At 46.4% G+C, this 7,439-nt stretch carries 4 protein-coding genes; all 4 read left to right on the plus strand.

What is annotated here, in order from left to right:
- The first annotated feature begins 43 nt into the window (after window positions 1-43).
- On the plus strand, window positions 44-1,372 hold the full coding sequence (locus M3650_RS24115) for a Spo0E family sporulation regulatory protein-aspartic acid phosphatase (protein ID WP_251578510.1): 1,329 nt from the start codon (window positions 44-46) through the stop codon (window positions 1,370-1,372).
- Window positions 1,373-1,454: 82 nt separating this feature from the next.
- Window positions 1,455-3,200 (plus strand): hypothetical protein, encoded by a 1,746-nt coding sequence (locus M3650_RS24120; protein ID WP_251578512.1) that lies wholly within the window; start codon window positions 1,455-1,457, stop codon window positions 3,198-3,200.
- Window positions 3,201-3,243: 43 nt separating this feature from the next.
- Complete coding sequence (locus M3650_RS24125; RefSeq protein WP_251578515.1) at window positions 3,244-3,933, plus strand: hypothetical protein; 690 nt, start codon at window positions 3,244-3,246, stop codon at window positions 3,931-3,933.
- Between the two features lie 4 nt (window positions 3,934-3,937).
- Window positions 3,938-7,439 (plus strand): RHS repeat domain-containing protein (locus M3650_RS24130; RefSeq protein WP_251578517.1); only part of this gene is annotated, 3,502 nt, incomplete at its 3' end.

A 7,439-nucleotide genomic window follows, 5' to 3' on the forward strand; every position in this document is an offset into this window, starting at 1 on the left:
AAAGTGTAGGTGGTTTGTGATTCCATTTTAAGGATGTGATGGTGTGGGTTCCGTCAGCACTGTGATTTCAACATTGGGGGAACTGATTCAACGCTATCGGAATGAGCGATCAATGACGCAGACAAAATTGGCCGATTTATCAGGGATTAATAGAGGAAGCATTTCCAAAATCGAAAATGGTAACATGAAACAGCTTAATTACAAAACGATACAACCCATCATTTCTGTGTTGCAAATCCCCCTGAATGAAGTGCTCGATCATTTTATGTTAACTGATCCCCGTTCAGAGACATTGTTCGAATTGCTGCAGGATTCCATTGCCTATCAAGATAGTTCATTGTCGGAAAAAATAGCGTCACTGTTTTTGACTTCCCAAGATGGAGAGAGCGGCGTTTTGCTGCAAAAGTTATTTCATATGACCCAACAACTATCTGGTACAGACGAACTTCAACTCGCGTTATTCGATACTATCATCACCTATGCCAGAATCCACAGCAAGCAATCATACATTGCACAAGGCACGTTTCATAAGTATTTAGTGGCACGAAATGATTTCAGCAAGCTGGAAGAAACATATGAATCCGGCAAAATTGTTTTGCAATATGTCGAGTTCTTATCTAGCGAAGAGCGAGTCACTTTATATTACAAACTGGGCGTACACGCATACAATTTGAGAAGGTTTTGCGAAAGTATCGAGATTTGCAAGAGGGCTGTCATTGAAGATGAAGATGAGAGCAGCTTTAAGGCGTACTCCACCTTGTTGATATGTTCCTCCTATTTTCATCAAAAGCAGTATGAACTAGCAGAGAAGTATTTAAAAACATTCAGTTTGTTCAACTTTCCTTTTGTCAAAGAGAATGTGGACTTCATGACAGCCAAACTTAATGAAAGAAAGGGAAAGATCGAATTAGCTATTGAGCAATTGAAGCAATGTTTGGATTCATCTACCCACAAGATTAACATCGTGAACTCACTCCTTACTTATTATCTCTCAAACAATGATCTGCATGCTGCACATCAATTATTTCAACGTGAACAAGAGTTTATGGAATTAGATCTCTCCAATCCAATTATTAAAAAAGAAAATGCGCATTACTATATCAACAAGGGTAAATATTTCAACAAAATAGGGAGACAAAATGAGGCTGTTGATTACTTCATTAAGAGTGTGACTATGTTCGAGACACTTAGCGAGGCGGATGAAACGTTAATCAGAAAAATCGAGAATACTAGACTATTAATGATAAAAGCAGTTCAGGAAGGAAAAAATTTCACAGATGATGATGTGGTCCAACTAAGCCAAGAACTTGATACCTATTTAGTTGAAATCCAGAAGAAAGGGCTTATTAAAAGAGTGATGTGGACAAGTTAGCTAGGGGCTTACAGGGCCAAAAGAAAAATGAAAGCGTTGTCTACTATGCTGGGAGATTTATTTCTTTTATAAGGAGGAAACTATGAGATCCATATTCAAGCGTTGGTTGAAGGTGGCCCTCATTGCCTGCTTCATCCTTGGCACGAACCATTCCATTTATGCGGCAGAGGTGCGCTACGATTACAATCAGAACGGCCAGTTGTACAAAACGGAAAGTGACTGGGAGGCGTTCGCTCTGAATTACGATTCCAACGGGAACATGGTTGGGAAAAGAAAAGGGTACAGCCAGCTTCAAGACTCGACCATTAACAATGTGCAAAATGCCGTGTTTACGCATGGAGATCAGCAGCTAGGCACGCACTGGCTGAAAGTAACGGAAGGAACGGCTAACGCGCATTATGCAAGAATGCAGGCAGGCTCGAACTACTATCAACAAATAACGGCTTCGAACATGAACCGCGATGCGATCGCGGGTGTAAAACAAGAGATTCCAATCTCTGCTCTCCCCCATCAAGGCTTGCAAATGAAGGCCGCCGTGGAGGCAAAAAACTTGACTAACGCAACAATCCAACTGCTGGCCTCCTATCGCACGGATCAAGGCTACACGAAGCCCAGAATCGTACGGTCTTATTCATCTAACACGAATGGATTCATAACGTTGTCGGGCAGGGGGGGGATAGTTCCGGAACATGCGACGCAAGCGATGATCTATATTGTGATTCGTGCCGGGGGGGATCAGGCAGCCGGGGAATTGAACATAAGAGGCGTCTACGCTATGGTCGGCCATAACGACAATTATCTGATAAATGGCGATTTTCAAACTGCAGGCACGGGGGAAGAGCCGGTATTGTGGGAGCACGCCATGGACCGGGCCCGGCAGGCGCACATTCAGTTGCAGCGCAACAACCGCAATCAATATGTGAAAGTGTCGGGTTCGGGCATCGGTAAAGACGGGTTTCTCGGGGTGACACAACAATTCGAGACCCAAAGCGTCTCCTACCATGTCAGCGCAGCCGTGCGGATCGAACAGCTCAATGGTGCGGCAGCTGAAATTGCCGTCGATTTTTACAAGAAAGACGGGACGTGGATCGAAAGACAGGTGGTGCGGCAGCATCCTCATCTGACGGCAGGCAAATTCATTACCGTATCCGATACGATAAGCGCGCCCTTGAAAGCGGATTATGCCGCGCTAATGGTTGGAATCAAAGGGCTGAGTAATGAAGCCGCGGGAACCATTTATGTGGACAATGTGCAATTTCGGTTAGGCACATACAAGGGGATATTATCCAACTTCTTGTTCGATTACAGAAGTGAGGATGATCCAACGGTAAACGGTTGGGAGATCATCGCGCCTGATTCGAAGAAAGTTCAAGCGGATCTGAAATATATGGATGGAAAAACGCTTCATCTCATCACTGCAAAATACCTGAGAGGATATGAGGCGGCTGGAATTAGCCAAGAACTATCTGTAAATAACATCACGAAATATTATTTAAGGGTTGGCGCAAGTGTGCGTCAGCTTAAAGGAGCAATATTCATGGTCACAGTCAAATTTTATGACCGCAATGGCGCGCCAATTCAATTTATAAGCTTCAAGGATCCGACATATTATTCCGTCACCGGGGATGAATTCGTAACGAAAAGCACAACTAGTTATGCGGTGCCTAAGGATGCGGCAACGGCCCGTGTGAACGCGGTCATACGTTCTGAATCCCAGAGCGGGGAAGGCAAAGTGTTCATAAACTTTATCCACTTCATGCCTTCAGGTCCGCCGCCGGACGATTCGATTAGCGTGCCAACCCCGCCCAAGCCGCCCGCAACCAGCTAAATCAAATAAACGACTGAAGAACACGTTTTTAGGAGGATAAAGCATGAAGAAATGGATGGCCGTTATTCTTGTATTCCTATTGACGATAACTGGAGTGCCTGTTGCATCGGCGCAAGAGTTTTTCTCTTCTGCAGGGCCTCCCCTGCATTCGCCTTCCGTCACTTCCAATGTATATGGGGCTCAAGCAACCTTCGCAGATTTTAATCCGGAAGAGCTGATTACCATTACATCCGTCACCGAGAGATTTGGCGTGACCCGGGATTGGGTGCAGGAGGAGCTGCTCCAAGGCTATGAACTCCATCAAATCTATCAAGGCCTGCAAGCTCAGCGGCAGGGCAAGGACTACGAAGAGTTCATGAACCACACTTATCCGAAGCCGTCTCCCGATCCGCTGGTGGCTCACAAGGAACGAATGAAAAGCGTGGCCGAGGCCGTATATCAAACCAGCGTAACGGAGCAAGTATACGGCAAGAAGGAACGGTCGGTAACGGATCTAGTGTACGGAATGCGGATGTTCTCCGGCAGCGAGCCTTATGATGAGATCGCCTTGCGCAATAAGCCGATTCGGCTGGATCAAGCTCCTTACTCCGTTGGAGCTGTAAATGATCATATCTCGACCGTAGACGGTTCCCTGCGCGTCGAAGTAACTGATCTCGTCATGCCGGGGTCGAACGGCTTGGTGCGCTGCGGAGAATCTATGACAGCTCCTTGGCGAAGGACGATATTTATGTAGATAGATGGAATGGGAAGAAAGTACGCAGGAAACACAGGAAGAACAAATATTCCATCTCGGCAAGGGGTGGATCTGGGATATTTCGTATATTAAGAAGGTCAACAACAACCGCTATATCTACATTTCGGGCCTCGGCACCTACAGCTTATCCGAAAATGACCGACTGCTCGGATATCCATTCCGCGATTTGGACTTTAGTGATACGGACAAGTACCTACAGACGGGAGATAGAGCCTCCTATGAACTTCATAATCTGAAGACGGGAATCACACAGTATTTTAGCCATTCCGGCCAACTGATATTAATTGAAGATAAGTACGGCAATTGGATTCAATTTTCGTATAAATACCAACCGGATGTTGGTTACGTTCTGTATCTAATCCGAAGCTCAAGCAGGGATCACCGATATATGAACGAAATGAATATTTCCTACAACAGCGATAATACGCTCTCCATCCAAACCGGGGATCAAAGGGTGATCTATAAGAAAGAAAGGGTTAATAAAATAAAGAATGATCTGCTCTCCCGGGAGCAAGATATCCTAACGGAAGTAATCGATCCGCTTGGGCGTTCGACCAAATATGATTACGGCGTGTGGAACTGGCTGAACTTTAATCTGGTTGATTCATACAAATATCTGACTGGTAATGATCGCATCATATTCTGGGGAAAGAACGAGACCATCGCGCTGGGGGTAATTGAACACCCAACCAAGGCCATTACGGAATATGGATTCGATAGTTCCATTTACCGGAAGATCGGAGAGTATGCAGAAGAGCAGGTTATAAGGTACAAAGCACGTCGTAACTACTATAGCACACAGGACAATACGAAGAAGAATGAGCTTATATTGAGATATAACAATGGGGATGTAGGGCAGTATTTCGATCAAAACTTCACGTTTTCTGTAGATGTGTACGACAAATTTAAGACTGTAACCTATTCGTACGACAAACAGTATACGGATTACCTCTCTCCTTCGGTAGTATATAACACGAGGAAGGCTATGGTAGACCAGCGAACAAACGACAGTCAGGTGTTTACGTACAGGTACGATACAGCTCGAAGAAATCCGAATCCGATCCGCATCGAGGAGACGAATTATCAAGGAGGAGCTTCATCCGCTTCCCGCGTTACAACACGGACGTATGATCGCAATGAATGGGGCTTTATTGAATCCGAGACGAATCCGCTCGGGGCAACAAGCCGTTACGAGTACGCCATCGTGTCGCTAAGGAAGTTCGGCTTGATGAACAGTGTCCTGCCGATAGATCGGGACATGAACCTGCGTTCCGAGTATGAATATGATGAGGATCGCGGAGGATTAATGCAGGCGATCTCCAAGAATAACAAGGGAGAGATTGTTCAGCAGCTAAATTATGAGTATGACTATGCCGGCAATCCGCTCAAGATTCGAATCAAGGGAGATACTTCCGAGACGGTTGTTTATCAGCAATTCAGCCCTGATTTCAAGCGATTCTTTTTAAGCGGGCAAATCGTAGGCGTTAAGAACGTTGACGGCAGCAATGAAGTGGTCGAAAGCAGTATGGACTATATTCCTGAGACAGGGCTTCCGACGAAATTTACGGACGGCAATGGAAACAGTACCGCCTATACGTATGACAAGCTGGGGCGAATTACGGCCGAAATCAATCCGGATGGAACGAAGACAACAATCGTTTATGATGATCAAGCTAATAAGATGTTCATCACCGATCCGAATGGGCTGCGAATCGAGAAGCATTTCGATCCGCTCGGCAATCTGATCGCCGAAACCAACGGGCGTGGTATTGCCGAACATGCGTATGATGAGAACGGCCGGCTTATTCGAAAAGGGAAGTTTGGCGGACAGCTTCAGATTGAATATGAGTATGACGCCTGGGATCGCGTCATCAAGGAAAACTTCCTTTACGGAGTGAATCGTATCGTCTATGACGATGCAGCCCACACGAAGACGACGATCGACGGGGCCAACAACGCCATTCGTGAAACGTACGATATCATGAACAGGCTCATTAAGAAAGAAGAGATCAAGCCATCCGGTCAGGCGGTGGTATTGGCCCGTTACGAATACGACTTTGCGGGAAACGTCAAGGTTGCGTACGACGGAAACAATAACGCAACGAAATATGAGCACGATGTCCTGGGACACGTGATCGCCGTAACGGATGCCGGAGGGAAAACGACGCGTTATCAGTATAATCTGGTAGGCGATATGGTCGAAGTAAAATATGCGGACGGCAATACGATTCAGAAACGGTATGACGACATTGGCCGTTTGCTGGAGCAAACCGATCCGAAGAAGCAGAGCAAGCGTTTCTATTATGACGGCAACGGTAACTTGATTAAGAGCATCGATCGGAAAGGTCAAGTTCAACAGTACGTATATAACAACCGGAATTTCCTTATAACCAGCATCGCACCGGACGAGACGATTTCCTACAGCTATGACGCAGCAGGAAACCGTACGGCCATGACCGATCAGACGAGAACGACAAATTATGCGTACTATCCATCAGGAGAACTAGCATCCATTACCTATCCGGATCAAACGCGTATTGGTTACGATTATGAGGTTCGCGGGCTGCGCACGGAACAAGCAGTGGCTGTTGGCGGCAATCGGATCGTTCAGCAGACGGGATATCATGCAGTTCTGCCAAACCCAACGAGTCTGAGCGTCTTGGATGGCAGCGGTACGCAGTTATCGCGATTCGAGTATAAATATGATGGATCATTCAAGCGTTTGGCTGAGCTGAAATCTGCTCCAGGATTGAGTGAAACCTATACGTATGATGGCTTCAACCTGTCCGGCATCCAACAGACTCAGAACAGCGCACAGTTCGCTCAGTATACGTACAACTACGACAACAACCGAAATATCATAGCGAAGAATGACAACGGAGCAGCTTTCCAATTCAGCTACGATCCATTGAACCGGATTAAGACTTCGAGTCAGTTCAATGAAACCTATACCTACGATTTGCGGGACAACCGCAGCACCCTGTACAGCGATCATGCGCTGGACATCAAGGGAGCAAGCTACACATACGATAGCCGCAATCGTTTGACTCAAGTAACGACAGAGGATGGTAAGGTGGTTAGTTACCGCTATAATGGGGATAACCTTATGGTTGAACGGTCCGAGGGAGGCATAACAACCCGTTACTACTATGACGAGCGGGCGAAGATTGTGGCCGAAGGCAAGGCAGAAGCGAACGGCAGCGTCACCATTACGGCAGCGTATATCCATGATCTGAACGGCAAGCTGTTGGCCCGTCAAATTCCGGGGCAGAACGCCTTGCAATACTACGTATCCAACGGACACGGCGACATTACGGAAATTCGGGATGCCCAAGGAAACATACTGAACCGCTATACGTATGATATCTGGGGCAATCCATTAACCCAGGAGGAGCAAGTACCGAATATCTTCCGCTACTCGGGAGAGTACTGGGACGCAGATACGAATCTACAGTATTTGCGTGCAAGATGGTATGATCCGAGTA

This window comes from Paenibacillus sp. MER TA 81-3 (assembly GCF_023713585.1).
GTDB classification, from domain to species: Bacteria; Bacillota; Bacilli; order Paenibacillales; family Paenibacillaceae; genus Paenibacillus_B; species Paenibacillus_B profundus.

What these genes read in the sequence shown, in the direction of transcription:
- M3650_RS24125 (WP_251578515.1), top strand. Translation starts at nt 3,244, where the DNA reads ATGAAGAAATGGATGGCCGTTATTCTTGTATTCCTATTGACGATAACT.
- M3650_RS24120 (WP_251578512.1), top strand. Translation starts at nt 1,455, where the DNA reads ATGAGATCCATATTCAAGCGTTGGTTGAAGGTGGCCCTCATTGCCTGC.